The sequence below is a fragment of the Sandaracinobacteroides sp. A072 genome (assembly GCF_052616365.1).
This window is the reverse complement of sequence record NZ_JBQXGU010000001.1, coordinates 781,111-807,993: the sequence shown is the minus strand read 5'-3', so window position 1 is coordinate 807,993 and position 26,883 is coordinate 781,111. Positions and strand designations below refer to the sequence as shown.

The 26,883-nt window shown below is 67.2% G+C and carries 25 protein-coding genes and 1 tRNA gene; 18 read left to right on the top strand and 8 right to left on the bottom strand.

Annotation, left to right across the window (positions count from 1 at the left end; all coding sequences use genetic code 11):
• Positions 1 to 70: 70 nt before the first annotated feature.
• A complete protein-coding gene (locus ACUJ46_RS03935) occupies positions 71 to 1,585 on the top strand; it encodes a fumarate hydratase (protein ID WP_445389131.1) in 1,515 nt (504 codons plus the stop codon).
• A gap of 70 nt (positions 1,586 to 1,655) precedes the next feature.
• Here the strand turns inward: ACUJ46_RS03935 and ACUJ46_RS03930 are convergent, their stop codons facing one another.
• Positions 1,656 to 2,561, bottom strand: a complete 906-nt coding sequence (locus ACUJ46_RS03930; RefSeq protein WP_445389130.1) for a tyrosine-type recombinase/integrase — start codon at positions 2,559 to 2,561, stop codon at positions 1,656 to 1,658.
• A 5-nt stretch (positions 2,562 to 2,566) separates the two neighbouring features.
• Entirely contained in the window at positions 2,567 to 3,220 is a 654-nt protein-coding gene (gene fsa / locus ACUJ46_RS03925) for a fructose-6-phosphate aldolase (RefSeq protein ID WP_445389129.1), read from the bottom strand.
• A 59-nt stretch (positions 3,221 to 3,279) separates the two neighbouring features.
• Here fsa and ACUJ46_RS03920 point away from each other — a divergent pair, with 59 nt between their 5' ends.
• Positions 3,280 to 5,457 carry a primosomal protein N' gene (locus tag ACUJ46_RS03920; RefSeq protein WP_445389128.1) on the top strand — a complete coding sequence of 726 codons (2,178 nt, stop codon included), beginning with the start codon at positions 3,280 to 3,282 and terminating at the stop codon, positions 5,455 to 5,457.
• On the opposite strand, the gene thpR is transcribed toward ACUJ46_RS03920, so the two are convergent.
• Together thpR and ACUJ46_RS03910 are read right to left on the bottom strand one after the other, a co-directional pair.
• Positions 5,423 to 6,001, bottom strand: coding sequence for an RNA 2',3'-cyclic phosphodiesterase (thpR, locus tag ACUJ46_RS03915; RefSeq protein WP_445389127.1), 579 nt, complete (start codon positions 5,999 to 6,001; stop codon positions 5,423 to 5,425). The two genes, ACUJ46_RS03920 and thpR, sit on opposite strands and share 35 nt — an antisense overlap.
• A complete protein-coding gene (locus ACUJ46_RS03910; protein WP_445389126.1) occupies positions 5,998 to 6,720 on the bottom strand; it encodes an arylesterase in 723 nt (240 codons plus the stop codon). The genes thpR and ACUJ46_RS03910 overlap by 4 nt, the downstream gene beginning before the upstream one ends.
• 10 nt (positions 6,721 to 6,730) lie before the next feature.
• Here ACUJ46_RS03910 and ACUJ46_RS03905 point away from each other — a divergent pair, with 10 nt between their 5' ends.
• The 10 genes from ACUJ46_RS03905 to ACUJ46_RS03860 all read left to right on the top strand — a co-directional run bounded on the left by ACUJ46_RS03905 (position 6,731) and on the right by ACUJ46_RS03860 (position 16,463).
• Positions 6,731 to 7,480 carry an ABC transporter ATP-binding protein gene (locus tag ACUJ46_RS03905; RefSeq protein ID WP_445389125.1) on the top strand — a complete coding sequence of 250 codons (750 nt, stop codon included), beginning with the start codon at positions 6,731 to 6,733 and terminating at the stop codon, positions 7,478 to 7,480.
• Positions 7,477 to 10,050: an ABC transporter permease gene (locus tag ACUJ46_RS03900; RefSeq protein ID WP_445389124.1), complete on the top strand. Its 2,574-nt coding sequence runs from the start codon at positions 7,477 to 7,479 to the stop codon at positions 10,048 to 10,050. The genes ACUJ46_RS03905 and ACUJ46_RS03900 overlap by 4 nt, the downstream gene beginning before the upstream one ends.
• Before the next feature lie 137 nt (positions 10,051 to 10,187).
• Entirely contained in the window at positions 10,188 to 10,949 is a 762-nt protein-coding gene (locus ACUJ46_RS03895) for a Bax inhibitor-1/YccA family protein (RefSeq protein ID WP_445389123.1), read from the top strand.
• A gap of 104 nt (positions 10,950 to 11,053) precedes the next feature.
• On the top strand, positions 11,054 to 11,536 hold the full coding sequence (locus ACUJ46_RS03890; RefSeq protein WP_445389122.1) for a glutathione peroxidase: 483 nt from the start codon (positions 11,054 to 11,056) through the stop codon (positions 11,534 to 11,536).
• A gap of 4 nt (positions 11,537 to 11,540) precedes the next feature.
• A complete protein-coding gene (gene cmk, locus ACUJ46_RS03885; protein WP_445389121.1) occupies positions 11,541 to 12,176 on the top strand; it encodes a (d)CMP kinase in 636 nt (211 codons plus the stop codon).
• Between the two features lie 173 nt (positions 12,177 to 12,349).
• Positions 12,350 to 14,059 (top strand): 30S ribosomal protein S1, encoded by a 1,710-nt coding sequence (gene rpsA, locus ACUJ46_RS03880; protein WP_445389120.1) that lies wholly within the window; start codon positions 12,350 to 12,352, stop codon positions 14,057 to 14,059.
• Between the two features lie 143 nt (positions 14,060 to 14,202).
• Complete coding sequence (locus ACUJ46_RS03875; protein WP_445389119.1) at positions 14,203 to 14,484, top strand: integration host factor subunit beta; 282 nt, start codon at positions 14,203 to 14,205, stop codon at positions 14,482 to 14,484.
• A gap of 198 nt (positions 14,485 to 14,682) precedes the next feature.
• Positions 14,683 to 14,769, top strand: a tRNA-Leu gene (locus tag ACUJ46_RS03870).
• Between the two features lie 132 nt (positions 14,770 to 14,901).
• Positions 14,902 to 15,780 (top strand): universal stress protein, encoded by an 879-nt coding sequence (locus ACUJ46_RS03865; RefSeq protein ID WP_445389118.1) that lies wholly within the window; start codon positions 14,902 to 14,904, stop codon positions 15,778 to 15,780.
• A 41-nt stretch (positions 15,781 to 15,821) separates the two neighbouring features.
• On the top strand, positions 15,822 to 16,463 hold the full coding sequence (locus ACUJ46_RS03860; RefSeq protein WP_445389117.1) for a YjbE family putative metal transport protein: 642 nt from the start codon (positions 15,822 to 15,824) through the stop codon (positions 16,461 to 16,463).
• Between the two features lie 44 nt (positions 16,464 to 16,507).
• On the opposite strand, the gene ACUJ46_RS03855 is transcribed toward ACUJ46_RS03860, so the two are convergent.
• Positions 16,508 to 17,476, bottom strand: a complete 969-nt coding sequence (locus ACUJ46_RS03855) for a quinone oxidoreductase family protein (protein ID WP_445389116.1) — start codon at positions 17,474 to 17,476, stop codon at positions 16,508 to 16,510.
• Positions 17,473 to 18,396 (bottom strand): glycerophosphodiester phosphodiesterase family protein, encoded by a 924-nt coding sequence (locus ACUJ46_RS03850; RefSeq protein ID WP_445389115.1) that lies wholly within the window; start codon positions 18,394 to 18,396, stop codon positions 17,473 to 17,475. The genes ACUJ46_RS03855 and ACUJ46_RS03850 overlap by 4 nt, the downstream gene beginning before the upstream one ends.
• Positions 18,397 to 18,526: 130 nt before the next feature.
• On the opposite strand from ACUJ46_RS03850, the gene ACUJ46_RS03845 reads away from it, so the two are divergent.
• The 5 genes from ACUJ46_RS03845 (at position 18,527) to ACUJ46_RS03825 (ending at position 24,873) form a co-directional block, all read left to right on the top strand.
• Positions 18,527 to 20,140 (top strand): GMC family oxidoreductase, encoded by a 1,614-nt coding sequence (locus tag ACUJ46_RS03845; RefSeq protein ID WP_445389114.1) that lies wholly within the window; start codon positions 18,527 to 18,529, stop codon positions 20,138 to 20,140.
• The gene (locus ACUJ46_RS03840; RefSeq protein WP_445389113.1) at positions 20,137 to 21,279 is read left to right on the top strand and encodes an epoxide hydrolase family protein; all 1,143 of its coding nucleotides are present in this window, start codon (positions 20,137 to 20,139) and stop codon (positions 21,277 to 21,279) included. Before ACUJ46_RS03845 ends, ACUJ46_RS03840 begins: the two co-directional genes overlap by 4 nt.
• A 92-nt stretch (positions 21,280 to 21,371) precedes the next feature.
• Positions 21,372 to 22,268: a DMT family transporter gene (locus ACUJ46_RS03835; RefSeq protein WP_445389112.1), complete on the top strand. Its 897-nt coding sequence runs from the start codon at positions 21,372 to 21,374 to the stop codon at positions 22,266 to 22,268.
• Positions 22,269 to 22,402: 134 nt separating this feature from the next.
• Positions 22,403 to 24,469: a S9 family peptidase gene (locus ACUJ46_RS03830; RefSeq protein WP_445389111.1), complete on the top strand. Its 2,067-nt coding sequence runs from the start codon at positions 22,403 to 22,405 to the stop codon at positions 24,467 to 24,469.
• A complete protein-coding gene (locus ACUJ46_RS03825) occupies positions 24,466 to 24,873 on the top strand; it encodes an acyl-CoA thioesterase (protein WP_445389110.1) in 408 nt (135 codons plus the stop codon). The genes ACUJ46_RS03830 and ACUJ46_RS03825 overlap by 4 nt, the downstream gene beginning before the upstream one ends.
• Before the next feature lie 49 nt (positions 24,874 to 24,922).
• Here ACUJ46_RS03825 and ACUJ46_RS03820 read toward each other — a convergent pair whose 3' ends face one another.
• Both ACUJ46_RS03820 and ACUJ46_RS03815 read right to left on the bottom strand, forming a co-directional pair.
• Positions 24,923 to 25,690 (bottom strand): tetratricopeptide repeat protein, encoded by a 768-nt coding sequence (locus ACUJ46_RS03820; protein WP_445389109.1) that lies wholly within the window; start codon positions 25,688 to 25,690, stop codon positions 24,923 to 24,925.
• Positions 25,687 to 26,436, bottom strand: coding sequence for an alpha/beta fold hydrolase (locus tag ACUJ46_RS03815; protein WP_445389108.1), 750 nt, complete (start codon positions 26,434 to 26,436; stop codon positions 25,687 to 25,689). Before ACUJ46_RS03815 ends, ACUJ46_RS03820 begins: the two co-directional genes overlap by 4 nt.
• 62 nt (positions 26,437 to 26,498) lie before the next feature.
• On the opposite strand from ACUJ46_RS03815, the gene ACUJ46_RS03810 reads away from it, so the two are divergent.
• Positions 26,499 to 26,879 carry a hypothetical protein gene (locus ACUJ46_RS03810; RefSeq protein ID WP_445389107.1) on the top strand — a complete coding sequence of 127 codons (381 nt, stop codon included), beginning with the start codon at positions 26,499 to 26,501 and terminating at the stop codon, positions 26,877 to 26,879.
• Positions 26,880 to 26,883: the final 4 nt, after the last annotated feature.

Below are 26,883 nucleotides of genomic sequence, written 5' to 3'. Positions count from 1 at the left end.
CGGCTGCTAGGGGCACCGCTGAAACACGGGTTGCCTGAAACACGGGCAGATTACGGGAGTATGACGAACCATGGGCCTGATGCGCAGCGAGGATGTGATCGAATCGGTGGCGGATGCGCTGCAGCACATCAGCTATTATCACCCGCTCGACTATATCGAGGCGCTGGGCCGCGCCTACGAGCTTGAGGAAAGCCCGGCGGCGAAGGACGCCATTGCCCAGATCCTCACCAACAGCCGCATGTGCGCCGAAGGCCACCGCCCCATCTGCCAGGATACCGGAATCGTCGCTGCCTTCGTGAAGGTGGGCATGGGGGTCAGCTGGGACGGCAGGATGACCCTCCAGCAGATGATCGACGAAGGCGTGCGCCGCGCCTATGGCCACCCCGACAACAAGCTGCGCGCCTCGATCGTGGCGGACCCGGCCTTTTCCCGCGTCAACACGCGCGACAACACACCGGCTGTCGTCCACGTCGAGATGGTGCCGGGCGACCATCTGGAAATCGCGCTGGCGGCCAAGGGCGGCGGTTCCGAGAACAAGTCGAAGTTCGTCATGCTGAACCCGTCGGACTCGATCACCGACTGGGTGGTGAAGACCGTGCCGCTGATGGGCGCCGGCTGGTGCCCGCCCGGCATGCTGGGCATCGGTATCGGCGGCACCGCCGAAAAGGCCATGGTGATGGCCAAGGAATCGCTGATGGGCCCGATCGACATGGCCGAGCTGAAGGCCCGCGGCCCGAAGACCCGGATCGAGGAACTGCGCATCGAGATCTTCGATGCCGTCAATGCGCTGGGAATCGGCGCACAGGGGCTGGGCGGGCTGTCCACCATTCTCGACGTGAAGATCCTTGACTGCCCGACCCATGCGGCATCGAAGCCTGTCGCCATGATCCCCAACTGCGCGGCCACCCGCCATGCCCATGTCCATCTCGATGGTTCCGGCCCTGCCTACCTGCCCCAGCCCGACCTTTCGCGCTGGCCGAAGGTGGACTGGAAGCCGAGCCAGGAAGCCATCCGCGTCGATCTCGACACCCTGACCCCCGAACAGGTGGCAAGCTGGAAGCCGGGCGACCGGCTGCTGCTGAACGGAAAGATGCTGACCGGTCGCGATGCCGCGCACAAGCGCATCCAGGACATGCTGGCCCGCGGCGAGGAACTGCCCATCAGCTTCCGCGGCCGGGTGATCTATTATGTCGGCCCGGTGGACCCCGTGCGCGACGAAGTCGTCGGCCCCGCCGGCCCGACGACCGCGACCCGCATGGACAAGTTCACGAAGATGATGCTCGATCAGGGCCTTCTCGCCATGGTCGGCAAGGCCGAACGCGGGCCGGTGGCGATCGAGGCGATCCGCGAGGCGAAATCCGCCTATCTGATGGCGGTGGGCGGCGCCGCCTATCTCGTCGCGCGCGCCATCAAGGCAGCGAAGGTTCTGGCCTTCGAGGATCTCGGCATGGAGGCCATTTACGAGTTCGACGTGCGCGACATGCCGGTGACGGTCGCCGTCGATTCCGAAGGCACCAGCGTCCACAGGACAGGGCCGGAGATCTGGGCGGCGCGGATTGCGGCAAGGCAGGCTGAACCGGCCTGAAAATCCTGCCGGGGACATCCGACCCGGCAAGCTGGGCCAAGGGCTGCCGGCCTTCGGGCTGGCGGCTGGCTCAGCCGCGCGGATGCGTGCTGGAATAGATGTCGAGCAGGCGCGCGGTATCGACCGAGGTGTAGATCTGCGTGCTCGACAGGCTGGCGTGGCCCAGAAGTTCCTGAATGGTGCGCAGATCGGCCCCGCGCGCCAGCAGGTGGCTGGCGAAGCTGTGGCGCAGGGCATGGGGGGTGGCGCTGTCGGGCAGGCCGAGCGCGGCACGCGCCTTCCGAAGCGTCACGCGCAGCACGCCATCCTTGAGCGGCCCGCCCTTCGCGCCCCGGAACAGCGGCGTCTCGGCCGTGATCGTCCAGGGGCACAGCTTCACGTAGAGCGCAATCGCCTCGCGCACGACGGGCAGAAGCACGATGGTGCGCTGCTTGCGCCCCTTGCCGGTGATGGCAAGCGTTTCGCCAAGTGGCAGAACCGCCCCTGTCAGCCCCAGCGCCTCCCCGATCCGGAGGCCGGCGCCATAGAGCAGCAACAGCGCGGCCGTGTCCCGCGCCTGCAGCCACGGCTCATCGTGAAATTCGCCGCTGGTGTCGGCAAGCGCCCTGGCATCGGCAGGCGCCAGCGGGCGGGGCACGCCCTTGCGCACGCGCGGCATCGCCACCTGCTCCAGCCCGCCCAGCGGCCTGCCGTGCCGCTCGCGCAGCCATGTGGAAAAGCCGCGCAGGGCCGAAAGCTCGCGCGCCGCCGATGCATTGGTCAGCCCTTCGGCGCGGCGGGCCGACAGAAAGGCGCGGATGTCGGCTGCCACAAGGCCCGACAGCAGGTCGAGATCGGCCGGGCGGCCATGGGTGTGGGCCAGAAAGTCCAGAAAGCGCCAGAGGCTGGCGCCATAGGCCTTCAGGGTATGCGCGGAAAGGCGGCGCTGGTGAGCCAGCGTATCGAGCCAGCCGGTTGCCAGCGCCGCCGCGTCCATGGCGGTCAGCCGATGGTCTCGCCGGTCTTGGCCCAGTCAGCCAGAAACTGTTCGAGCCCGCGATCGGTCAGCGGGTGCTTCGCCAGCGCGCGCATGACGGCGGGCGGCGCGGTCATCACATCAGCGCCGATCTTCGCGGCTTCCAGCACATGCACAGGGTGCCGGACGGAGGCGACGAGGATTTCGGTGGTGAAATCATAATTGTCGTAGATCAGGCGGATGTCCTCGATGAGGTCCATGCCGTTGAACCCGACATCGTCGTGGCGGCCGACGAAGGGCGAAATGAAGGTGGCGCCTGCCTTGGCGGCAAGCAGCGCCTGCGTCGCCGAGAAGCAGAGGGTGACATTCACCATCGTGCCCTCGGAGGTCAGCTTGCGGCAGGCCTTCAGCCCATCCATCGTCAGCGGCAGCTTCACGCAGACATTGTCGGCCAGCTTGCGGACGATGTCAGCCTCGCGCAGCATGTTCTCATAGTCGGTCGCAACGACTTCGGCCGAAACGGGGCCATCGACGATGCCGCAGATTTCCTTCACCACCGCGAGGAACGGGCGGCCCGACTTGTGGATGAGGCTGGGGTTGGTGGTGACGCCATCGAGCAGACCGGTCGCGGCCAGTTCGGCAATGTCGGCGACGTCGGCGGTGTCGACGAAGAATTTCATGGGGGTTGCTCCGGCTGGGGTGGTTGAGGCTCCTGTCCCCAAAGGCTAGTCCGCTGTCAATGCGTGGCACCGTCCTTCTGTTGCAGCACGGCCTGAAGCCGCTGGACTACCGGCTGCCCGACGGCACGCCGCCCGGCGCCGTGGTGTCGGCGCCCCTCGGTCCGCGCCGGGTGCCCGGCGTGCTGTGGGACGAAGGCGTGTTCGAATCGGCCCCGATCGAAACGGCCCGGCTGCGCGAAGCCCAGCCGCTGGACCAGCCGCCGCTACCCCCTGCCCTCAGGAAGCTGATCGGCTGGGTGGCGGATTATTATCTCGCCCCGCCCGCCGCCGTTCTGCGCATGGCGCTGCCACAGGCGGCCTTCCTGCCGACGCCCAGGGGCGCTGCCCGCTATGCGCTTGGCGCCCTTCCCGATGATGTGAAGCATCCGGGCCGCCGCGCGCTCCTCGAACGGCTGGACAGCCTGCGGAGCCTTGGCCCGGCGCCATTGTCCATCTGGGCGGCGGCGGCCGATGTGCGGGTGGAAAGGCTGCGCCCGCTGGTGAAGGCGGGCGTGCTGCTGCCGGCGGACCCGTCCGTCGACCAGCAAGCCGATGCAGGGCGGCCCGCCCCCCCCGCCCTGCCCCCCGGCCCGAGCCTGAACCCGGGGCAGCAGACCGCTGCCGATGCCCTGCGCGAAGCCGTGCGGGACAGGCGCTTCCAGCCCTTCCTGCTCGATGGCGTGACGGGGGCCGGCAAGACCGAGGTCTATCTCGAAGCAGTCGCCGAAGCCCTGGGGGCCGGCAGGCAGGCGCTGGTGCTGCTGCCGGAAATCGGGCTGACACAGGCCTGGCTTGCCCGGTTCGAGCGGCGCTTCGGCTTTCCCCCCGTCGTCTGGCACTCGGGCCTGACACCGGCACAGCGGCGGCAGGCCTTCGATGCCATTGTCCGCAGCACGGCCCATGTGGTGGTGGGCGCGCGCTCGGCCCTTTTCCTGCCGATTGCCGACCTTGGCGTGATCGTGGTGGATGAAGCGCATGACGCCGCCTTCAAGCAGGAGGAAAGCGTGCCCTATCACGGGCGCGACGTGGCTGTGATGCGCGGCCGGTTCGAGGAAATCCCGGTCGTTCTCGCCACCGCGACCCCGGCGCTGGAGACACTGGAACAGGTGGCCAGGGGCACCTACCGGCTGCTCAGCCTGCCGGACCGGCATGGCGGGGCGCTGATGCCGGTGATCCACCTGATCGACCTGAGGCGCACGCCGCCGCCACGCGGGCGCTGGATCGCCCCGCCGCTGGCCGATGCGATCACCAAGCGGCTAGCCGCCAAGGAGCAGGTGCTGCTGTTCCTCAACCGCCGGGGCTATGCGCCGCTCACCCTGTGCCGGGCCTGCGGCGAGCGGATTCAGTGCCCCAATTGCACGGCATGGCTGGTGGAACACCGGCTGGCGCAGCGGCTGATGTGCCATCATTGCGGCCACACAGTGCCCATACCCAAAGCCTGCCCCGCCTGCGGCGCGGAGGACAGCCTCGCCCCCTGCGGGCCGGGGGTGGAGCGGGTGGCCGAGGAAGCGGCGGCCACCTGGCCGGAGGCAAAGATCATCGTTGCCACGTCGGACACGATCCGCACCCAGGCGGACATGGCCGAACTTGTCACCGCCGTGGCCGAAGGCAGGGTGGACATGCTGATCGGCACCCAGATGCTGGCCAAGGGGCATGATTTCCCCAACCTGACCCTCGTGGGCGTCATCGATGCCGATCTGGGGCTGGAAGGCGGTGACCCGCGCGCGGCCGAACGCTGCTTCCAGCAGATCCGGCAGGTGGCCGGGCGTGCCGGGCGCGGCGCCAGACCGGGGGAAGTCTGGTTGCAGACCCACCAGCCGGGCGCGCGGGTGATGCAGGCGCTGGCGAAGGGGGATGCGGAGGGCTTTCACGCCGCCGAACGGGAGATGCGGCAGGCGGCCGGCATGCCACCCTTCGGCAGGCTCGCCGCCATCATCCTGTCATCGACCGATGCGGCGGCGGCGGCCGATGCGGCGAAGCGGCTGGCGATGGCGGCGCCCGAAGCCAGCGGTATCGAGATATGGGGGCCGGCGCCGGCGCCGATCGCCATGCTGCGCGGGCGGCATCGGCAGCGGCTGCTGGTCCATGCCACGCGAACCGCCCGGCTGCAGGCCTATGTGCGCCAGTGGCTCGATGCCGTGGCGATCCCGTCTTCGGTCAGGATCACGATCGATGTGGATCCGCAGAGCTTCCTGTGAGCGGCCAGCTGGCGACCGGCGCATAATGCGAGCCGCCACGGCCCATGCGGCTTTCGACCAGATGAACATCCCGCGCTTCCCAGCCGAGCCGGGGCAACACGGCATGGGACAGGAAAGGGGCAAGCGCCATGCGCGGCGCGCCAGCAGCCCCGAAGCGGGCCAGCGTGATGTGCGGCACGAAACGACGGCCCTCGACATCAAGCCCGGCGCGGCGGCAGGCCTGCCTTATGCCGGCCGCCAGCGCCGACAGCGGCCGCGCCGGTTCCACCCCTGCCCACAATATGGCTGTGTGGCCCGGCCGCCCGCCTTCGAAGGTGCCGAATTCGCCAAGCCGCAGATCAAGCGGCGGGGACACGACCGTCTCCAGCGCCTCGGCGGCGGCTTCCGCGCCGTGGCGGTCAAGCTCTCCCAGAAAGGCGAGCGTGATGTGGAGCTGGTTGTCATTCTGCCAGCGGGCGCCCTCGATGCCGCCCATCAGCCCCAGAAGCGCCGCCCGCACTTCGGGCGGCGGCCGCAACGCCACGAACAGGCGGTGATGGCTCACCGGCGGGCCGTCGCCTGCCTGTCCGGCGCGCGGTGCGCGCCGGATGTCGCCCGCCTGTCCAGCGCGCGGCGCACGGTGGGCAGCATGTTCGCCACCATCACGCCGACCCCCTGCCGGTTGGGGTGCATGCCGTCGGCCAGCAGAAGCCCGGGCTGCGCCGCGACGCCAGCCAAGAAGAAGGGGTAAAGGGCCGCCCCGTGCTTTTTCGCCAGTGCGGGATACATGGCATTGAATTCCCTGCCATAATCAGGCCCCATATTGGGGGAGGCATACATGCCCGCCAGGATCACGGGAATGCCGCGCCTGCCGAATTCGGCGAGCATGGAATCGAGGTTGGCGCGGGCCGTCGCCACTGGCTGGCCGCGCAGCATGTCGTTGGCGCCCAGCGCCACAATGGCGAGATCGGGCTTTTCCTTCATGCTGTTCAGAAGCCAGGGCAGCCGCGCCTTGCCCTGTGTCGTGGTGTCACCGGAAACGCCGGCGTTGCGCACCCGCACGGCGCGGCCATCCTTCCTGAGCGCCGCCTCGAGCTGGGCCGGGAAGCTTTCGCCCGGTTTCAGCTGATAGCCGGCGGTCAGGCTGTCCCCGAAGGCGAGGATCAGCCTCTCCTTCGTTTCGGCCGTTTTCGCATGCGCCGGTGCGGCAAGCAGAAGCGGCACGACGAGGAAGAGGTGGAAAAGCCGGAAAAGCAGGCCATATGGTCGGCTTCGCGCGTTCAAGGGAGTCTCCATGCCGTCTGACAGAAGCGCCGATATGGTGATCGATGCCCGCAATGTAACCCTTTCGCTTGGGCGCGGTGATGCCAGGGTGGAGATACTGAGGGGCATCGACCTCAGGGTTGGCCCGGGCGAACGGCTGGCGATCCTCGGGCCTTCGGGCAGCGGCAAGTCGTCGCTGATGGCGGTCCTTTCCGGCCTCGACAGCGCCACGGGCGGAAGCATCCGTGTCGCCGGGCAGGACATCACCGGCCTGTCCGAGGACGGGCTCGCCGAAGCGCGGCGCGGTCGCATCGGCATCGTGCTCCAGGCCTTCCACCTGATCCCGACCATGACCGCACTTGAAAATGTGGCCGTGCCGCTGGAGCTTGCCGGCCATTCCGATGCCTTTGCGCAGGCCCGCGCCGAACTGGAGTCGGTGGGTCTGGGCGCCCGGCTTGGCCATTACCCAACCCAGCTTTCGGGTGGCGAACAGCAGCGCGTGGCCCTTGCCCGCGCCCTTGTCGTCCGCCCTGCCCTGCTGTTCGCCGACGAGCCGACCGGCAACCTCGACGCCACGACGGGTGCCGCCATCATCGACCTTCTCTTCCGCCGCCTCGACGAAACCGGCGCGACCCTCATCCTCATCACCCACGATCAGGATCTTGCCGCCCGCTGCTCGCGCGTCATCCGCATGCGGGACGGACGGATCCAGTCCGACACGCACAATGGCAGGCCGGGGCACAGCGCCACTGGCGAAGCCCACGCCGGGGCCCTGGCGTGACGGCGCCCGGCTGGGGGCTGGCCGCGCGGCTGGCCCTGCGCGAGGCGCGCGGCGGCGTCGGGGCGCTGAAACTGCTGTTCGCCTGCCTGCTTCTGGGCGTTCTGGCGCTTGCCGGCGTCGGCTCGCTTGCCAGCGCCATCGAAAAGGGGCTGGCAGCCGAAGGCCAGGTGGTTCTGGGCGGCGATGTCGAGGCCCGGCTGACCCAGCGCTTCCCCACAGAGGCCGAACGACAGGCGCTGGAAGCCCTTGGGGACACGTCGGACAGCGTGCGCATGCGCGCCATGGTGCGCGGCGAAAGCGGGGAGGCCCGCGGCCGGGAGCTTCTGGCCGAAATGAAGGCCGTGGATGGCGCGTGGCCACTCTATGGCACGGCTGTCCTTGCTGGCGATGGCGGCAATGCCGCCGTTGCCGAAGATGGCGGCAATGCCGCCGTTGCCGAAGATGGCGGCAATGCCGCCGTGCAGGCGGCCCTGGCGCGGGGCGCGCTGGTGGCAGCACCGCTGGCGGACCAGCTGGGCCTGAAGCCCGGAGACCGGATCGCCCTTGGCATGGCTGAATTCCCCGTTGCCGGCATTCTCGCGGTCGAGCCGGACCGCGCCGGCGAGGGCTTCACCCTCGGGCCATCGGTGCTGATCGCGATGGACAGGCTTGCCGATACGGCGCTTGTCCAGCCCGGCAGCCTCTATCGCCATCATCTGCGGGTGCGCATGCCCGAAGGCGCGGACCCGGCGCTGGCGCGGCAAAGCCTCGAGGCGCAGTTTCCCGACGCCGGCTGGCGGCTTGCCGACCACCGCGACGGCGCGCCCGGCGTTCGCCGCTTCGTCGAGCGGCTGGCGCAATTCCTGACCCTTGTCAGCCTCACGGCCCTTGCTGTCGCGGGCGTCGGAGTGGGCAATGGCGTGCAAAGCTTTCTCGACCGCAAGTCGAACAGCATCGCGACACTGAAGGTGCTGGGCGCGTCCTCGGGGCTGGTCACGCGCGCCTATCTCCTTCTCATTGGTGCGGTTTCCATTCTGGCTGCCCTTGCCGGGGCAGCCCTCGGGGCGCTGGTTCCCGCCATCGTCGTGCGCATCGCCGGCGATCTCATTCCCGTGCCGCCAGCGCTTGGCATCCACCCGGCGCCGCTTCTGGGGGCCATGGCCTTCGGGCTGCTGGTGGCCATGGCCTTCGCCGTTCCGCCGCTGGCCCGCGCCGGCGCCATGCCGGCCCAGCGCATCTTTCGCGGCAGCGCCGAAAGCTGGCAATGGCCCTCGGCGCGGGCGCTGCTGATCGCCATCGCGCTCGGCCTGCTGGTGGCCGGGCTGGCGGTCTGGCAGGCGCGCGAGACACGCTTTGCGCTTGGCTTCCTGGGTGGCGCGGCGCTTGTCTTCCTGCTGCTGTTCGCACTGGGCAGCCTTGTCCGCCTTGCGGCCGCGCGGGCACCCCGCCCGCGCAACGCATTGCGCCGCCTGGCCCTCGCCAACCTGCACCGTCCGGGCGCGCTCACGCGGCAGCTTGTGGTGGCGCTCGGCCTCGGCCTTTCGCTCTTCGCGACGCTTGCCTTCATCGAAACCAGCTTCAATGGCGAACTGCGGCGCACCGTGCCCGACAAGGCGCCCGCCTTCCTCGTGCTCGACCTGCCCAAGGAAGACCGGGACGCTTTCCTCGCCAGCCTTCCGCCCGGAACCGAAACCAGCATGGTGCCAAGCCTGCGCGGCCCGGTGACAAACGTGAACGGCGTGCCGGCATCCGAAATCACCTCCGTTCCCGAAGGCAGCTATGTGCTGCGCGGCGACCGGGGCATCACCTTCGCTGAAACCCTGCCTGCCGGAAACCGGCTGGTGGCAGGCGAATGGTGGCCCGAGGATTATGCCGGCCCGCCCCTCGTCTCGATGGATGCGGAACAGGCAGGGCTGCTGGGGCTGAAGGTCGGCGACAGCATCGCCGTTTCCGTGCTCGGCGTGGACATCACCGCCACCATCGCCTCCCTTCGCGAGATCGACTGGGATTCGCTCGGCTTCAACTTCGTCCTCGTCTTCGATCCGGCCAGCCTTGCGCCTGCGCCCTACACATGGATGGCCACGGTATCGCCGCCGGAAACGGCCGAGTCAGGGTTCGTCGGCGCCATCAGCCGCGCCTTCCCGACGGCCTCGGTCGTGCGGGTCAAGGATGTGCTGGGCGAAGTGGGTAAGCTCGTGCAGCAGATGGGGACCGCCGTGCGGGCCGCGGCCAGTGTCGCCATTCTGGCGGGCATCGCCGTACTCGTCGGCGCACTGGCGGCGCAGGCCCGCGCCCGCACGCGGGACAATGTGATCCTGAAGACGCTGGGCGCCACAAGACGGCAGCTGATGCTTTCCGCGGCGATGGAATATGCCGGCCTCGGGCTATTGGTGGCGCTCATGGCGCTGGCGCTTGGCGGGGCTGCCGCCTGGACGATCGTGACGCTGCTGTTCGATTTCACCTGGCAGCCGGACTGGGCCGTGGCGCTGGCAACCGTTCTGGCCGGCGCAGCGCTCACCCTCGTGCTCGGGCTGATCGGCGCCTGGCGCACTCTTGGCGCGAAGGTGGCGCCGGCCCTGCGGGAACAGTAGCAGGTGACAGCAGTGACAATCTGTTGCACGAGGTTTCTCAAGCGCAAAAATTCATGGCTGAAAATCTTGAACTGGGCCATGATGCAGACAATATGAAACCTCAAAGCCGGAATGGCCCGGCGGGATGGAGATCTGCAATGTCCAACAAGGTCGATCCAAGGTTCGGCCGGGGCATCCCCGGCAACGGGTATGCCGGAACCACTGCGGCTGAATATGATGCCGGCCTCAGGGCGCACATGCTTTCAGTCTACAATTACATGATGTCGGCTGTCATGCTGACCGGCATGGTGGCGCTCGGCACCTTCTACACGGGGCTTTACCAGCTCTTCTACAACAGCAATCCGGCAACCGGCGCACTGTCGCCGAACATCCTCGGCTGGATCGTGATGCTGGCGCCCCTGGGCTTCGTGTTCGTGCTCGGCTTCCGCTTCCAGCGCATGTCGGAAGGCGGCATGCAGGGCCTTTTCTGGGCCTTCGCCGTGCTGATGGGCCTGTCCATGTCCAGCATCTTCCTGCGCTATACGGGGCCGTCCATCGCCTTCACCTTCTTTGCCACGGCAGCCGCCTTCGCCGGTCTCAGCCTCTATGGCTACACCACAAAGCGCGATCTCTCCCGCCTCGGCACCTTCCTCGTGATGGGCCTCGTCGGGATCCTGGTGGCGATGCTGCTCAACATCTTCTTCCAGTCGAGCGCGCTTGCCCTGGCCATCTCGATCCTCGGGGTGCTCATCTTCGCGGGCCTTACCGCCCACGACACGCAGAAGATCAAGGAAACCTATGATTATGTCGCCGGCACCGACATGGCCGGCAAGGCGGCGATCATGGGCGCCCTGACCCTCTACCTCGACTTCATCAACCTCTTCACCTTCCTGCTGAATTTCCTCGGCCAGCGGGAATAGGGGCGGCCCCCTCTGAAAAGCATGGGCCCGGTGCAGCCGCACCGGGCCTTTTCTTTTACACGCCCAGCCTTCATGACAATCCGGCAACAGGCGGAGACAGACCCATGAGCGACATCTTCCAGCAGAATGCCCGCACGCTCGACGGCCGCGAAGTGACCCTTGGCGACTATCGCGGCAAGGTGCTGCTGATCGTCAACGTCGCTTCGAAATGCGGCTTCACGCCCCAGTATTCCGGCCTCGAAGCGCTCTATCAGCGCTACAAGGACCGTGGCTTCGAGATACTGGGCTTTCCCTGCAACCAGTTCGGCAACCAGGAACCGGGCGACGAGGCGGAGATCGCGCAGTTCTGCTCGCTCACCTATCCTGTCAGCTTCCCGATGTTCGCCAAGGTGGACGTGAACGGGGATGACGCCCACCCCCTCTACCGGGAACTGCGCAAGGCGGCCCCGGGCGTCCTCGGCTCCACCTCGGTGAAGTGGAACTTCACCAAGTTCCTCGTGAACCGCGAAGGATCGAAGGTGCAGCGCTTCGCCCCGACGACCAAGCCCGAAGACCTCGCCGCAGAAATCGAGACGCTGCTGGGCTGATCCGGTGCCGCTGATTGCAGTCGATGGCCCGGCGGCCTCGGGCAAGGGCACGATCGCCCGCGCCCTCGGCCGGCATTTCGGTGTTCCCCATCTCGACACGGGCGCACTCTATCGTGTCGTCGCCCTGTCGGCGCTTCGCTCCGACATCCCGCTCGAGGATGGCGCGCGGCTGGGCGATGCGGCCGCCGCGCTCGATCTTTCCCTGCTCGAAGACCCGGAGCTTCGCGCGGCCGGCACCGGCGAGGCCGCCTCGCGCGTTTCGGCCCACCCGCAGGTGCGCCATGCGCTTCTCGCCTTCCAGCAGGGCTTTGCCGGCCAGCCCGGTGGCGCCGTGCTCGACGGGCGGGACATCGGCACCGTGATCGCGCCGCAGGCTGGCGCCAAACTGTTCGTGACGGCAAGGCCCGAGATCCGCGCCCGCCGGCGATTTCTCGAACTGGTAGCCGCCGGCCGGGACGTGACAGAGGATCGCGTGCTGGCCGACATCATCGCAAGGGACGCCCGCGACACTGGCCGCGCCGATGCCCCGCTCCGGCAGGCGGACGACGCCGACTTGCTAGATACGAGCGATTTGGATATAGCCGCAGCCGTTCGGCGTGCGATCGAGCTTGTCTCGGCGCGGCTGGACCGGAAACCCTGATCCGTGCGGGTGCCCGCAGCCATTGGCTGCCGCGCGCCCCATTCGGCTTTTCAGGCCTTCGGGGCAATGATGCTTCCGGAAATGGCCTGAACCGCTTTCCGGGTTTCTGCCCGACAACTTCGCAAGACCGCCGGATACAACCGGCTGGCCTGCACATTGACGATAGGATCTACATGGCTTCGACTGCAATGCCCACCCGCGACGATTTCGCCGCCCTTCTCGACAAGTCGCTCGGTGAAAACCAGAGCTTTGAAGGCCGGGTGGTGAAGGGGCGGGTCACCGCCATCGAGAATGATCTGGTGGTGATCGACGTGGGCCTGAAGTCCGAAGGCCGTGTTTCGATTCGCGAATTCACCCCGCCGGGCCAGTCCCCGCAAGTGTCTGTCGGCGATGAAGTCGATGTCTATGTCGACCGGGTCGAGAACGCCCATGGCGAAGCCATGCTCAGCCGGGACCGCGCCCGCCGCGAAGCCGCCTGGGACAAGCTCGAAGAGCAGTTCAACGCCGGCGAGCGTGTCGATGGCACCATCTTCGGCCGCGTGAAGGGTGGCTTCACCGTCGATCTCGGCGGCGCCGTCGCCTTCCTTCCGGGCAGCCAGGTCGATATCCGCCCCGTGCGCGACGTCACCCCGCTGATGGGCATTGCGCAGCCGTTCCAGCTGCTGAAGATGGACCGCAAGCGCGGTAACATCGTGGTCTCGCGCCGCTCCATCCTCGAGGAAACCCGCGCCGAAGCGCGCAGCGGCCTCATCCAGTCGCTGGCGGAAGGCCAGATCATCGAAGGCGTGGTGAAGAACATCACCGACTATGGCGCCTTCGTCGACCTCGGCGGCATCGACGGCCTCCTCCACGTGACCGACATGAGCTACAAGCGCGTCGGCCACCCGAACGAAATCATCAACATCGGCGACACCGTCCGCGTCCAGATCATCCGCATCAACCGGGATACGCAACGCATCTCGCTGGGCATGAAGCAGCTGGAAAGCGATCCGTGGGAAGGCGCCGAAGCCAAATATCCGGTTGGCGCCAAGCTCAAGGGCCGCGTCACCAACATCACCGAATATGGCGCCTTCATCGAGCTTGAACCGGGCATCGAAGGCCTCGTCCACGTTTCCGAAATGAGCTGGGTGAAGAAGAACGTCCACCCCGGCAAGATCGTGTCCACCAGCCAGGAGGTCGATGTCATCGTCCTCGAGGTGGATTCCGAGAAGCGCCGCATCAGCCTTGGCCTGAAGCAGGCCCAGCGCAACCCGTGGGAAGTCTTCGCCGAACAGCACCCCGTCGGCTCGATCGTCGAGGGCGAAGTGAAGAACTCGACCGAATTCGGCCTCTTCATCGGCCTGCCGGGCGACGTGGACGGCATGGTCCACATGTCCGACATCGCCTGGGGCGTCTCGGGTGAAGCCGCACTTGCGCTTCACCACAAGGGTGAAGTCGTGAAGGCCCAGGTGCTTGAAGTCGACATCGAGCGCGAACGCATCTCGCTCGGCATCAAGCAGGTTTCCGGCGAAGGCGCGGGCGCCACGGTTTCGTCCGGCGGCTTCGACATGAAGAAGAACGAAATCCTGACCTGCATCGTCCGCGAAGTCCGCGAAGGCGGCATCGAGGTGCAGGTTGGCGAAGACGGCCCGACCGCCTTCATCAAGCGTTCGGATCTCTCGCGTGACCGTGACGAGCAGCGCCCGGAGCGTTTCCAGGTCGGCCAGAAGGTCGATGCCATGGTCATCGGCTTCGAGCGTGGCAAGAAGCCCATGCTGTCGATCAAGGCGATGCAGATTGCCGAGGAAAAGCAGCAAGTGGCCCAATATGGTTCGTCCGACTCGGGTGCGTCGCTTGGCGACATCCTCGGCGCGGCCCTCAACAAGGCCAAGGACAGCGACTGACGCTATCCGCGCCGGCCGGGCAGACAGCCTGGCCCGTGAACAGCAAAGGGGGCGGCACTTCATGTGCCGCCCCTTTTTCCTTGGCGCAGAAGGCCTTGACCGCAAGAGCATCGCATGGCCATATGCAATTCAGGGGACTTGCCATGATCCGATCAGAACTGGTTCAGAAGATTGCCGACGCCAACCCGCACCTCGGGCTGCGGGATGCCGAGCGTGTCGTTGCCACCATTCTCGATTCCATCACGGAACGCCTGGCGGAAGGCGGCCGCGTGGAGCTTCGCGGCTTCGGCGCCTTTTCCACCCGCAGCCGCGCGGCGCGAACGGGGCGCAACCCCCGCACCGGCGAAGCGGTCGAGGTGGAAGCCAAGCGCGTTCCCCACTTCAAGCCAGGCAAGGAACTGCGCGAGCGGCTCAACATGGACTGAGGGCGAAAGCCCTCCTCCGGCCTTCACTCTCTCCGCATGGCCGTGAGGGCATATGGATTGCATGGCGTTCTGACTGATCCGATCGCCAGCCTCGATGGCGCAGCCCCTTTCCATGGGCGACAACGCCGGCTGATCAGGCCCCCTCACCTTGCGCGGTTCAGCCTTGCCGCCTAGGGAAATCGCAGCCGGGCACATGATGCGGACGTGGCGAAACTGGCAGACGCAGCGGACTTAAAATCCGCTTCCCCACGGGGAGTGCGGGTTCAAGCCCCGCCGTCCGCACCATATCGGCCTGCCCTGCCTGTCCTTCCCGTTTTCTCCCTCGGCGCGCCGCTTGCGAAGGCAGATGTCTTCGCCAAGACTCTGGGCAATCCCGCCCGATGCTGGCAGAGGGCATCGCAGGAAACGGAGAGCGCCATGCACATTCTCGTCACCAGCAACCTGTCCGCCGGATCGAGCCGGGCCGTCGAGCGCGCCTTTCAGCTGGCCGCGGATTCGGACGCGGCCCTGCGCATCCTCCATGTGGTGGACGAGGACGGGCCACCCGCCCTGCGCGAACAGGCCATCGGGGAAGCACAGCGTCACCTGAGGGCCGAAGCGGAGCGCGCCAGCGCATGGTCGGGCATTGAGGCTTCCATCGAAGTGGTGGCCGGTTCCGTGCGGCGCGAAACGGCAATCCAGGCCCGCCAATTCGACGCGGATCTCATCGTCATGGGAGAGCATCACCCCGACAGGCGCCGCCCGGGCGCTTTCTCGCACACGCTGGCTGGCGCCATGCTTGCGGAGCTCGGCCGGCCGCTGCTGCTTGCGAAAGAGCCGGTGAATGGCGCTTATCCCGCAGCCGTCGTGGGTATCGACCTTTCGGTGTTTTCAAAGACCGCCCTGCGCGCCGCGCGCCGCTTTGCCCCGCAGGCGGTGCTGCACCTTGTCCATGCCTATGAAGTGCCCTTCAAGTCCTGGCTGACCGATGCAGCCTACGCCGAAGACTATGCCTATGCCGAACGGCTGGAGTTCGACGAATATCTGGCCGAGGAAATGCAATGGCTGGAAAAGCGCGCCGTTGCTGCCGGCATTCCTGTCGAATTCATCCGCAGCCACCTCCACGAAGGAAAGCCGACGGATGCGCTGCGCGCCCTGCTGAAGAAAACCGGCGCACCTCTCGCCGTCATCGGCACGCATGGCCGCTCCGGCATCGCGCGGCTGCTTCTGGGCAGCGTGGCTGCCAATCTGGTGGACGATCCGCCGGCGGACCTTCTCGTCGTTCCCATGGCCATTCCGGCAAAGGCGCGCGCATGACCCGCCCTCTTTCCGACATGCCGCAAGGATAAGATAGCACCATGGACCTGAGCTTTCTGACCGAAGCAGGCGCGCTGCAGGCGCTCGGCACGGTCATCATGATCGACCTGGTGCTGGCGGCGGACAATGCCATCATCATCGGCGCGCTGGCGGCCGGGCTTCCCCCGGCTGACCGGCGCAAGGTCATCGTGCTGGGCATGGTTGCGGCGCTTGTCATGCGCATCGCCTTCGCCCTCATCGTCGTCCAGTTGCTGGCCGTCGTCGGCGTCAGGCTGGCAGGCGGCTTGCTGCTGCTCTGGGTCTGCTGGAAGATGTATCGCGAACTGCGGCCCGAAAAGCATCTGGTGCTGGAGGACGGAACCGAAATTCCCGATGCGCCGCCGCGGGTGAAATCCTTCTGGGCGGCGGCCTGGGCCGTCGCCATCGCCGACCTGTCGATGAGCCTCGACAATGTCCTGGCGGTGGCCGGGGCATCGCAGGACCATACCGAGATCATGGTCTTCGGCCTTGTCTTCTCGGTGGCGCTGATGGGCGTTGCAGCCAATTATATCGCCCGGCTGATCGAGCGCTATTCCTGGATCGGATGGATCGGCCTGCTGCTCATCCTCTATGTCGCCATCGACATGATCATATCGGGCGGGCGAGAGGTGGCGCCGGTCGTCGGGCCGATGCTGGGCGGCTGATCCGCCGCCCGCACCTTCGGGCCGGCTTTTTCAGTCGTGCCCGTTCAGGGCAGCAGCAACGTCGAGCCGACAGTCGCGCGCGCTTCCAGCGCGCGATGCGCCTCGACAGCCTCTTCCAGGGCGAAGCGCTGGCCGACATGGGGCTTCAGCACGCCAGCCGAAAGCATTTCGAGCACGCGCGCACTGCCCTGCGCCATGTCTTCCCGGCTGGCGTAGTAATCGAACACACCGGGCCGCGTGGCAAACAAAGAGCCGCCACGCGCCAGCGCCATGAAATCGATCTGCCCGACAGGGCCCGAGGCGTTGCCGAAGCTCACCATCATGCCGCGCCGCGCCAGGGCCGCGAGCGAGGCATCGAAGGTCGCCTGGCCGACGCCATCGAGCGCGGCCGCCACACCCTTTCCGCCGGTCAGCTCACGCACACGTCCCGGCACCTCGTCATAGGAAAGCACATGGTCCGCCCCGGCGGCTCGGGCGACATCGGCTTTTTCCGGCGCGCCCACGGTCGCGATTACTGTTGCGCCCACGGCCTTCAGCCACTGGCACAAAAGCACGCCGACCCCACCGGCCGCAGCCTGCACCAGGATCGTATCGCCAGCCTTCACGCGCGCGCAGCGCTCGACAACCGCCTCCACCGTGCAGGCCTTCATCCAGACGGCGGCAGCCGTTTCGTCCGCAACTGTATCGGGAAGCTTCACCAGCTGGCGCGCCGGGACGATGCGATGGGTGGCATAGGCGCCAGGCCGGGCGGTGAAATAGGTGATGCGGTCGCCGGCCTGAACATGGGCAACATCAGGCCCCACGGCTTCGACAACGCCAGCCGCCTCGACACCGATGCCGCCGGGCATGGTCATCGGGTAGAGGCCGCTGCGGTGATAGGTGTCGATGAAGTTCACGCCGATCACGCTGTGGCGCACGCGCGCCTCGCCGGGGCCGGGCTCGCCCACCGCCACGGCCACAAGGCGCATGGCCTCTGGCCCGCCGGGGGTCTCTATACGGATCGCCTTCATCATTTCTTTCCTTCCAGGCACATGCGGCCGTCCCGGCGGGCATCGCGCAGCGCCTCCAAGGCGTCGACCGGGCGGTCGCTTGCAATCAGGCTGACCCCGCGCGCGGCGAGACCGGCATATTCGCGCCCGTCGCCATCGGCCATGTAGCGATCATCGAGACGGGCGCCGGCGCGGCCAAGCGTTCCCGTCACGGCCTCGATGCCACGGGCGGCAAGGCTCGCGAGAAGCGCATCGGACGGCTCCGCCGTGCCGGTGAAGGCGACGAGGCGCGGCCCGGCGAGCGCCAGCACCGCCTGCCAGCCGCGTGCATCGCTGGCGCTGGCCGAAACCATGATGTCGGGATCGGCGGCAAGCGCGGCGCGCGCGGCGGCCGGCGTGTAGGTGATCAGGATCACCTGCCGCTCCATCCGCGCGCGGCGGACGGCAGCCAGAACCTCCGCCTGCGGCACGCCGCGCTTCAGGTCAAGCTGAAGGATGGCGCCGTTGCGCTTCGCCCAGGTCAGGGCTTCGTCCAGGCTCGGCACGCGCTCATCCAGCCGCTCGCCCGCAGGGGTTTCGAGATGCAGCCAGCGCAACTGGCGATAATCTATCGCCGACAGCTGCCCCTTGCCGGTCGTCGTCCGCTCCAGCCGGTCGTCGTGTAGCAGCACCAGCGCGCCATCTGCCGTGCGGCCGATGTCCATCTCGATCAGGATCGGGCCTTCGCCAAGGGTCTCGGCAAAGCTCGAAAGCGCGTTCTCGGCCGCTTCGGGGTGGGGCTGGCCACGATGGGCTGACACCAGCGCCAGCCTGTTTTCGCGCAGGCAGTCGAAGACGGCGGGAAGATCCGGCGGTTCGGGCGCGGCGGTGCGCTTGTGGTGGATGGCGCCGACCGAGCATCCGGACAGCAGCAGCAGGGCGAGAAAGGGGGCAAGCCTCTTCATGCCGCCTTCCTAGCCCCGGCCATGCCCGCAAGTCATGTGAAAATACGGCGCTTTGCACAGGCTGGAACGAAAGGGATGACTGTTCTAGCATCAACCCAAACAGGCCATTCCAGGCCCGGGAGAGAAACGGGTGAGTGACATTTTCGATTTCGTGATCGTGGGCGCGGGTTCCGCGGGCTGCGCGCTGGCAGGCAGGCTTTCCGAAGACCCGGCAACGCGCGTGGCGCTGCTGGAAGCCGGCGGCAACGACAGCAGCATGATGATCAACATGCCGGCGGGCATCGCCCAGATCCTGCCGCCGGAAAAGAACAGCCCGGTGAACTGGGGCTATTTCACCGAGCCGCAGAAGCATCTGAACGGGCGCAGCCTCTACTGGCCGCGCGGCAAGGCGCTGGGCGGCTCCTCCTCGATCAACGGCATGGTCTATATCCGCGGCCATTCTTCCGACTATGACCGCTGGGCGCAGATCGGCTGCACCGGCTGGGGCTGGGCCGACGTGCTGCCGTGGTTCCGCCATTGCGAAGACAGCGATCGCGGCGCCAATGACTTCCATGGCGCCGGCGGCCCGCTGAAGACCACGCGCCGCATGCTGCCGCATGTGCTGAACAACGCCTTCATCGATGCCTCGGTCGAAGCCGGCTATCCGCGCACCGATGATTTCAACGGCGCACAGTTCGAGGGTGCGGGCAGCTATGACAGCACCATCCATGATGGCCAGCGCTGGTCGGCCGCGCGCGCCTACCTCACGCCGGAAGTGCGGCGGCGGCCAAATCTGAAGATCATCACGGGCGCCCTTGCCGAACGCGTCCTCTTCGAAGGGCGTCGCGCCGTGGGCGTTCGCTATTCCCGCGGGCAGGAGGTGCGCGGCCGCACCATCATCCTGTCCGGCGGGGCGATCAACTCGCCACAGCTTCTGATGCTGTCCGGTATCGGTCCCGCCGCCCACCTGAAGGACATGGGGATCGACGTGGTGGCCGACCGGCGCGACGTCGGGCAGAATCTGCAGGATCACCTCGATGTCATCGTGCAGTGGAAGGCCTCGGCGCCGATCACGCTCAATGGCAACAGCAGCCCCCTGGTGAAGGTCGGGGCGGCGCTCAACTGGATCTTCCGCAAGCAGGGCAACGCCAGCTACATGCCGACTGCAGCCGGCGCCTTCGTCTCCACCCGCGAGGGGCTTGCCGCGCCCGACATCCAGATGCACTTCATGCCGGTGAAGGGCAATGCCCATGGGATGGGCGGGCTGCAGACCGAACATGGCTATCAGGTGCATGTGTGCCAGGTGCGCCCCGAAAGCCGGGGCGAGATCCGCCTGAAATCACCCGACCCCTCGGCCCATCCGGTGATCGACCCCAATTACCTGTCCGCGCCCGAGGATGCCGACGTTCTCTTGAAGGGCGTGGAAATCGCCCGCCGGATCGGCCGCCAGTCGGCGCTTTCCAGCTATAATGCCGGCGAAGCCTGGCCGGGCGATGGCGTGGAAGGCGATGCCGTCCTCGCACGGCTGAAGGACTGGGCCGAAACCATCTATCACCCCGTCGGCACCTGCCGGATGGGGCCGGATGCCGAAGCCGTCACCGACATCGCGCTGAACGTGAACGGCGTGGAGGGGCTGATGGTTGTCGATGCCTCGATCATGCCTTTCCTTGTTTCGGGCAACACCAATGCGCCCACCATCATGATCGCCGAAAAGACGGCGGCCGCCCTCAAGGCGAGCCGCAAGGCCGGCAAGGCAGCCGCATGAAGGTCGAGCCGTTCACGGTTCCGGTCGAGCCGGAAGAGGTCCTTTGGGTTCGCCGCCGGGTCGAGGAATTCCGCTTCTTCCGGGAGCCGGAGGGCCATGGCTGGGAGCATGGAGTCAACCGCGCCTTCATGGAGCGCCTGCGCGCCCACTGGCTGAGCGCCCATGACTGGGAGGGGACGGTGGCCCGGCTCAACCGATTCCCGCATGTGCGGGCCGAAGTGGAGCCAGGGCTCCGCCTCCACGCCATCCACCGCCCATCCAGCCGCGCGGATGCAAGGCCGCTGCTCATTGCCCATGGCTGGCCGGGTTCGGTGCTCGAATTCGAGACGATCATCGACCGGCTGGCCGAGCCGGAAGACCCGGCGGCGCCTGCCTTCCATGTCGTCGCGCCGTCGATACCGGGCTATGCCTGGTCCGACAGCCCGAAGGCGCCCATCGGGCCGCGCGCCGTCGCCGGCCTTTACGACCGGCTGATGCGTGGCCTTGGCTACGACCGGTTCATCTATCAGGGCGGGGACTGGGGCAGCGTGATCGGCGGCTGGCTCGGGCTGGATAGCAAGGGCGTGGAGGCGATCCACCTGAATGGCTATGGCCTGCGCTCGGCGAACATGGCCCCTGAAACGCCGGAGGAAATGCGGTGGCTGGAATGGGCCATGGCCATCCGCGATACCGAAACGGCCTATCTGCAGCTGCAGGGAACGAAGCCGCAGTCGCTGGGCTATGCCATGATGGATTCACCCATGGGCGTCGCTGCCTGGCTGGCCGAGAAATATCATGGCTGGTCCGATCTCACGGCATCGAAGGACGCGCCACCCTACAGCCTCGACCAGCTGCTCGACACGATCATGATCTACCTGACGACGCGGAGCTTCCTGACCGCGACCTGGCTTTATCGCGGCATGTTCCTCGAGGGTGGCTTCAGCATCCCGGAAGGCCGGCGGATCGAGGTGCCTACGGGCGTTGCGGCTTTCCCGCACGATCTTCTGGCCTTCCCGCCGCGCTCGATGGTGGAGAGGGGCTATAATGTCACCCACTGGACCGACATGCCGCGCGGCGGGCATTTCGCCGGCATGGAAGAGCCCGAGCTGCTTCTGACGGATCTGAGGGCCTTCGTCTCGGATCTTGCCAGCAGGGCCTGACTTAAAGACCCGTCCCGGAACCTTGGGGCATGCCCCCGCCGGCGCTTCGGCGGGGGCTTCCCAACACCCCGATGAAGGTCTAGCGGCGCCCCATGGCAACGCCCGCCCCCGAGACGACACCGCCCGCGGCAAGTGCTGCGCCACAGGCGGGTGCACTTGCCGCCCTTGTGCTCGGCTCGGCCCTGCTGGCCTTCGGGCCGATGCTGGTCCGCCTGTCAGACAGCGGGCCGGTGGCCTCGGCCTTCTGGCGCATGGCGCTTGCGGCCCCGGTCCTCGTGCTTGCCGCCGTCATCCTCAACCGGCGGGAATCCGCCCCCTTGCGCGCCGGCCAGCTGCCGCTTGGCCTCGCCTTCATCGCGGGCGCCTTCTTTGCAGCCGATCTCACGGCATGGCATTCCGGAATCATGCGCACCACCAGCGCCAATGCGACGCTCTTTGCCAACACCACGGCCTTCATGCTGGCGGGCTGGGCGATCCTGTCCGGGCATGAACGGCCCGGCGGCGCGCGACTGGCGGCACTGGCGCTGGCGGCGGCAGGGGCGCTTCTGCTGTTCGGAACCTCGGCCAGCGTCAGCCCCCAGAACCTGGCCGGCGACCTTCTCAGCCTTCTCGCCGCAGCCTTCTACACCGGGTACCTGATGGCGGTCATGCGGCTCCGGGGGCGCTTTTCAACGCTCACCGTGCTTGCCATGTCCACCTTGTCGAGCGCACTGCTGCTGCTGCCGGCAGCCCTCATCGAGCCAGCCCCCTTCTTTCCGCGGGACTGGCGGCCCGTCATCGGCCTTGCGCTCTCCAGCCAGCTCGTCGGCCAGGGGCTGATGGTCTTCGCCAGCGGCCGGCTTCCGGCCTTCATCGTCGGGCTTGGGCTGCTGGTGCAGCCGCTGGTGTCGGCCGCTGCCGGCTGGATCGTCTTCAACGAGCGGCTCGGCCCGCTGGAGATGCTGGGCGCGGCCCTGGTCGCCATCGCCCTCGTGCTGGTCCGGCGCTGAGCCTGTTGCGGATGATGCTCCACCGGGCGTAGTGATTGCCCATGGACCGCAGAACCTTTGTCGCGGCAGGCCTTGCCTCCGCCCTCCCCCTCATCCCGGCGTCCCATGCCCTTGCAGCTTCCGGAAAGGCTTCCATGATCCCTCCTGTCGCCCGTGTCGGCACCGATGTGGTCGAGCGCCACGGCATGACCCTTGCCGATCCCTATGCCTGGCTGCGCGACAGGGGCTATCCGAAGGTCGAGGACAAGGAGATCCTTGCCCATCTGAACGCCGAAAACGCCTATTTCGAAGAGCGGATGAAACCGCATTCGACAATGGTGGAGGCGATCTTCGAAGAGCTGAAGGGCCGGGTGAAGGAGGATGATTCAAGCGTTCCCTACCCCGATGGCGATTTTCTCTACTGGTGGGCCTTCGAAACCGGCGGCCAGTATCGCAACTGGTACAGGAAGCCGCGCACCGGCCAGGGTGAAGGCGAAAACGGGGGCGAGGCCAGGCTGATCCTGTCGGAGCCCGCGCTGGCCGAAGGCAAGGACTATTTCCGCCTCGGTGCCTTTGCCGTTTCCCCGGATGGCAGGCTGCTCGCCTATTCGACCGACACTTCGGGCGCCGAGCGGTTCACCATCGTCATCCGTGACCTCGCCACAGGGGAGGACATCGAGACGGTCACCACCGAATCCATTGGCCAGATCGCCTGGACGGCGGATTCGAAGGGCCTTGCCTGGGCGCAGGCATCGGCCGAGTGGCGGCCCACCAGGGCCTGGCTGCACCGCCTCGGAGAGAAGGAAGACCGACTCCTCCACGACGAGAAGGAAGCGGGCTATTGGGTATCCGTCTCGAAAACGCAGGATCGCAGCCAGATCCTCGTCACCGCCTCCATGGCAACCACGACGGAAATCCGCCTGCTTGACGCCGCCAGTCCGGCAGCGCCCCTGCGGCTGGTGAAACCGCGACAGAAGGATGTGCGCTATTCGGTGGATGCGCGCGGCGACACGCTGTTCGTGCTGGCAAACGACGAGCATGTGAACTTCCGGCTGGCGACCGCCCCGCTTGCCGATCCCGGCCGCTGGACAACGCTGATCCCCGGCTCGGACCGTGTGTATCTTACGGGAGCCACGGCGTTTTCCAGCTATCTGGCCATCGAGGAACGGCTGGACGGCCTCGATCAGATCCGGCTGATCTTCCCCGACGGCAAGGAGCGGCGCATCCGCTTTCCCGAGGCAAGCTACACAGCCTCGCTCGGCACCAATGCCGAGCCCGACGCGCCGGCGCTCAGGCTTTCCTATGCCTCGATGGTCACGCCGGCGACGGTTCATGACTATGTCGTGGCCGAAGACCGGCTTGTCACCCGCAAGGTGCAGGAAATCCCCTCGGGCTATGACCCTTCCCGCTATGCGACGGAACGGCTGATGGCCCCGGCGCGCGACGGAACGCTGGTGCCGGTCTCGGTTGTCTACCGCAAGGGCTATCCGAAGGATGGTTCCCGCCCGCTCCATGTCTATGGCTATGGCGCCTATGGCTATGCAGTGCCGCCGGGCTTCTCGGCATCGCGGCTCAGCCTGCTGGATCGCGGCTTCGCCTTCGCCATCGCCCATATCCGCGGCGGCGACGACATGGGCTATCAATGGTATCTGGACGGCAAGCTGGACAAGCGCGCCAACAGCTTCAACGATTTCATCGATGTCACGAAGTTCCTGCACTCGCAGGGCTTCGGCAGGCCCGGCTTCACCTCGGCGAGCGGCGGCTCGGCCGGCGGCTGGCTGATGGGCGTGGTGGCCACGCAGGAACCGGCGCTGTGGCGCGCCATCGTCGCCCATGTGCCCTTCGTGGACATCGTGAACACCATGCTCGATGAAAGCCTGCCGCTCACGCCCGGCGAATGGCCGGAATGGGGCGACCCGCGCACCGATGCGGAGGCCTTCAGGCGGCTCGCGGCGCTCAGCCCCTATGATCAGGTGAAGGCGCAGGATTATCCCGCCATGCTGGTGACGGCCGGGCTGAACGACCCGCGCGTCACCTATTGGGAGCCGGCGAAATGGGTTGCCCGCCTGCGCGCCACCAAGACCGACGACAATCTGCTGCTGCTGAAGATGAACATGGGCGCGGGCCATGGCGGCAAGTCCGGCCGGTTCGAATCCCTGCGCGAAGTGGCGGAGGAATATGCCTTCCTGCTCGCCGCCTATGACGGGCAGGCGAAGCAATGACGGACCTGCCCTTCCGGCTGGCGATCACGCCGGAAGCGGCGGACATTGACGAGCTCGGCCATGTGAACAACGCCGTCATCGTGCGCTGGCTGCAGGAGGTGGCGACCCGCCACTGGGCTGCAGCCGCCACGCCCGAAGATCAGGCACGCTTCTTCTGGGTCGTCTCCCGCCACGAGATCGACTATCTGAAGCCCTGCCTTCCGGCTGAGGTGCTGGTGGCCGATACATGGGGCGAAAACCCGCGCGGCGCCCGCTTCGACCGCTGCACGCGCATGATCGGGCCGGATGGCAGGACACGGGTGAACGCCCGCACCACATGGGTGCTGATGGATCAGGAACTCGAACGCCCGGCACGGGTGCCGAAAAGCATCGCCGACGTTTTCCTGATGCCGGCGTTTTCCTGATGCCGGCGCCTTCCTGAAAAGCTGAGCCGCCCTTCCGGCAAAGGCCGGATCAGTCGGCGGCGAGGGCCTTTTCCGCCATGCTGGCGGCCACGCTGCCGGGTGCGGCCTTCACCACCATCGCCCAGACCTTGCGCGCCGTTTCCGGGTCACCATTCGCCATGGCGATATTGCCCTGCTCGAACATGATGTCGGGATCTGTGGGGGCAAGGGTCGATGCGCGGCTGATCTCGCGGCTGGCGCGGCCCATGTCGCCTTCGCGACGGGCAAGGGCTGCCGAAAGCATCCAGGCAAGCGGGTCTTCGTCATTCAGGGAAAGCGCACGATCGAGATCGGTGCGCGCCTTTGCCAGATCACCGGCATCGGCATGGGCACGCGCGCGATCGACATACAGGGCGGCCGAACGCATCGGTGCGAATTCGCCTGCGCTCACGATTGCGGTGGAGAAATGGCGGATGGCGGCTTCGCCGTCACCGGCAAGGAAGGCGGCGTTTCCGGCCTGCCCCCAGAAGTCGGCGGCCTGTGGGGCCTTTTGCGCCTCGGCGGCCTGCGCGGCCTTCACCAGCGTTGCGGCAGCCTCGGCGTAGCGCTGCTGGTGCAGCTGGGCCAGCGCCTGACAGTGACGCGCCGGCAGCCCGCCGCCAAGGCCCTGCCATTCCCGTGCGAACTGCTCGGCTTTAGCGGCATCGGCCTCGATCGCGCGCACGCAGCCATCATAGCGCTTGCGATCGAGGGCTGGATCGAGCGGGCCGGTCTGCCCGGCAAGGGCAGGCGCCGCCAGAATGAGTGCAAGCACGGGAATGGCAAGACGAAGCATCATGGCAGCAGGCTTTCAAGCGTGCGGAACAATAGCGCCAGATCGGACGGAGCCGAAAGGCGGTGATCGCCACCCTTTACAAGGGTGAGCTGAACATCGGCTGATCGAAGCCGGGCCATCAGGCTGCGCGAAACCTCCCATGGCACGTCGGCGTCGTCTTCTCCGTGCAGCAGGCGCACGGGGCAATCCAGGCCGATCGCGCCATCGAGAAGAAGCGCACCCTCGGCATCTTCCAGCAGCGCGCGGCTGTAGCGATAGGGGCTGTCGGCATAGGCGCTGGGCCGCTCGATGAAACCCTGGTGGGCCAGGCGCTCGACATCCTCGGCCGTGCGCTCCAGCCCCCAGCGGGTGAAATCGGGCGCGGCGGCAATGCCCACCAGCGCCCGGATGCGCGACGGCTCGGCAAGGGCCAGATGCAACATGACCCAGCCGCCCATCGACGAGCCAACGGGAAGCAGCGGGCCGGGCGCCAGCGCATCGGCCACGGCCTTCGCATCGGCAGCCCAGCGGCGGATGCTGCCCTTGTAGAAATCCCCGCCGGACTGGCCGCAGCCGGAATAATCCAGCAGCAGGCAGGCGCGGCCGGTGCGTGCCGCCCAGCCCAGCAGCGCCTCGGCCTTCGTTCCGCTCATGTCGGACATGTAGCCGGGCAGGAACAGGATGGTCGGGCCATCGCCGGGCTGATGACGCGCGGCAAGGCGCACGCCATCGCCGCGATCCACCATCACGACAGGGGGAATCTTGCTCATGCTTCCCTTCTAGCGTCAGGCGGGGGTTTGCGCGACCGCGCGACAGCGGTTATTTTGCCCGTATGATCGCGCGCGGCATGCTGGCGTTTCTGGCGCTTTTTGCCCTCCTTCTGGGCGGTGTTCACGCCCATGCCACGCCCATGATCTCGCCCATGGTCACACCCATGTCGCAGGCCGGGACCGCCACGGCACAGGCAGGCATGGACCACGCGGCCTGCCACGCGGCAGAGGCCGCCGCCACGGATACCGCAGATGGCGACAGCCGCCAGGGCTGCTGCCCGGATGGATGCAGCGGCCTTTGCGCCCCTGTCGCCGCCATTCCGCCCATGACGGCCGAAGAGCAATTTACCGCCATCCTCATGCCCCATGCCCGGATGGCGTCTTCCGGCATGCCGCTGGCTGCCCCCGAAGGGCCTGAGCGCCCCCCGAGACCCGAGGCCTGACCGC

What these genes read in the sequence shown, in the direction of transcription:
- ACUJ46_RS03935 (WP_445389131.1), top strand. Translation starts at nt 71, where the DNA reads ATGGGCCTGATGCGCAGCGAGGATGTGATCGAATCGGTGGCGGATGCG.
- ACUJ46_RS03930 (WP_445389130.1), bottom strand. Translation starts at nt 2,561, where the DNA reads ATGGACGCGGCGGCGCTGGCAACCGGCTGGCTCGATACGCTGGCTCAC.
- fsa (WP_445389129.1), bottom strand. Translation starts at nt 3,220, where the DNA reads ATGAAATTCTTCGTCGACACCGCCGACGTCGCCGACATTGCCGAACTG.
- ACUJ46_RS03920 (WP_445389128.1), top strand. Translation starts at nt 3,280, where the DNA reads ATGCGTGGCACCGTCCTTCTGTTGCAGCACGGCCTGAAGCCGCTGGAC.
- ACUJ46_RS03905 (WP_445389125.1), top strand. Translation starts at nt 6,731, where the DNA reads ATGCCGTCTGACAGAAGCGCCGATATGGTGATCGATGCCCGCAATGTA.
- ACUJ46_RS03895 (WP_445389123.1), top strand. Translation starts at nt 10,188, where the DNA reads ATGTCCAACAAGGTCGATCCAAGGTTCGGCCGGGGCATCCCCGGCAAC.
- ACUJ46_RS03890 (WP_445389122.1), top strand. Translation starts at nt 11,054, where the DNA reads ATGAGCGACATCTTCCAGCAGAATGCCCGCACGCTCGACGGCCGCGAA.
- rpsA (WP_445389120.1), top strand. Translation starts at nt 12,350, where the DNA reads ATGGCTTCGACTGCAATGCCCACCCGCGACGATTTCGCCGCCCTTCTC.
- ACUJ46_RS03875 (WP_445389119.1), top strand. Translation starts at nt 14,203, where the DNA reads ATGATCCGATCAGAACTGGTTCAGAAGATTGCCGACGCCAACCCGCAC.
- ACUJ46_RS03865 (WP_445389118.1), top strand. Translation starts at nt 14,902, where the DNA reads ATGCACATTCTCGTCACCAGCAACCTGTCCGCCGGATCGAGCCGGGCC.
- ACUJ46_RS03860 (WP_445389117.1), top strand. Translation starts at nt 15,822, where the DNA reads ATGGACCTGAGCTTTCTGACCGAAGCAGGCGCGCTGCAGGCGCTCGGC.
- ACUJ46_RS03855 (WP_445389116.1), bottom strand. Translation starts at nt 17,476, where the DNA reads ATGATGAAGGCGATCCGTATAGAGACCCCCGGCGGGCCAGAGGCCATG.
- ACUJ46_RS03850 (WP_445389115.1), bottom strand. Translation starts at nt 18,396, where the DNA reads ATGAAGAGGCTTGCCCCCTTTCTCGCCCTGCTGCTGCTGTCCGGATGC.
- ACUJ46_RS03840 (WP_445389113.1), top strand. Translation starts at nt 20,137, where the DNA reads ATGAAGGTCGAGCCGTTCACGGTTCCGGTCGAGCCGGAAGAGGTCCTT.
- ACUJ46_RS03835 (WP_445389112.1), top strand. Translation starts at nt 21,372, where the DNA reads ATGGCAACGCCCGCCCCCGAGACGACACCGCCCGCGGCAAGTGCTGCG.
- ACUJ46_RS03830 (WP_445389111.1), top strand. Translation starts at nt 22,403, where the DNA reads ATGATCCCTCCTGTCGCCCGTGTCGGCACCGATGTGGTCGAGCGCCAC.
- ACUJ46_RS03825 (WP_445389110.1), top strand. Translation starts at nt 24,466, where the DNA reads ATGACGGACCTGCCCTTCCGGCTGGCGATCACGCCGGAAGCGGCGGAC.
- ACUJ46_RS03820 (WP_445389109.1), bottom strand. Translation starts at nt 25,690, where the DNA reads ATGATGCTTCGTCTTGCCATTCCCGTGCTTGCACTCATTCTGGCGGCG.
- ACUJ46_RS03815 (WP_445389108.1), bottom strand. Translation starts at nt 26,436, where the DNA reads ATGAGCAAGATTCCCCCTGTCGTGATGGTGGATCGCGGCGATGGCGTG.
- ACUJ46_RS03810 (WP_445389107.1), top strand. Translation starts at nt 26,499, where the DNA reads ATGATCGCGCGCGGCATGCTGGCGTTTCTGGCGCTTTTTGCCCTCCTT.